The organism is Algoriphagus sp. A40, assembly GCF_002002735.1.
Classification (GTDB): domain Bacteria; phylum Bacteroidota; class Bacteroidia; order Cytophagales; family Cyclobacteriaceae; genus Algoriphagus.
In genome coordinates, this window is record NZ_MUNY01000056.1 from 1 (window position 1) to 925 (window position 925).

The 925-nt window shown below is 29.1% G+C and carries 1 protein-coding gene; it reads left to right on the forward strand.

Annotated elements, in window-relative coordinates; all coding sequences use genetic code 11:
- The coding region (locus tag B0E43_RS22970; RefSeq protein ID WP_168171950.1) for a hypothetical protein at positions 1–925 on the forward strand (925 nt) is incomplete at both ends.

The window sequence follows — 925 nt, forward strand, 5'->3', positions numbered from 1 at the left end:
ATATTAAAGATTTCAATAAGGTTCAATTTATTAATTTGGAGTATAAAAAAAATATTGAACTGAAGTTCAGAGTATCATTGGCTATTTTAATTTTTTTTTTAGTGTTAATGTTATTTGCTTTTGGGGGGATTCAGGTTTTGCTGGGAAATATTGATAAAGGAGAATTTAGACTTAATATAGGAGGATTAGGTTTTCTAGCATTTCTGATCACTAAGCTTTTTGCTCCTGGAATATTGGTTTATTTGACGATTCTTTATAAGAAAAATAGAAATGTAATTGGTACCTTGAAGAAAACTTACATTATTTGCCTTATAACAGTAATTTGCATAGGAGCATCTTGGGGATTTAAATCCACGGCTATTGTTCTTTTGATTCCTTCGGCCATTATATATTATGATATAATCAGTTTGAAGAAACTATTTGTTCTTTCATTTTCAGCAATAATTTTATTAGTTTTTTTTGCTTTTCTATTTGATCAACGGGAGGTCAAACTAATTGATTTTAACAATTTAACAATTGAAAATTCAAATCAAGTAAAGAATTTTTCAGCTCTGGAGTTTATTATTTACAGATTAACAATAAGTCAAGGGAATGCTGCTTGGAGAGTGTGGGATCTTCATATGTCTGGCGTTGAAATGCCAAACTATTGGCTAACATTGACTTCAGTTTTTGGAGATAAAATTCTTTCTATTGCTGGGATAACTCATTCTAATACAAATGAATTTATTAATTCTCATTATTCATATCTTGTCACAGATTTAGTTACTGGAATGAATAAAGGTTTGACTTTTGAACACAATGTAACCTCTACTACATTTTCGGAAGGTGTTTTGTTTGGAGGTTTTTTTGGAGTTTGTTTATTCGGTGGTTTTATTGGGTACTTAACTGCGATTATTCGAAATAAGATAATTTATTATTATTATAC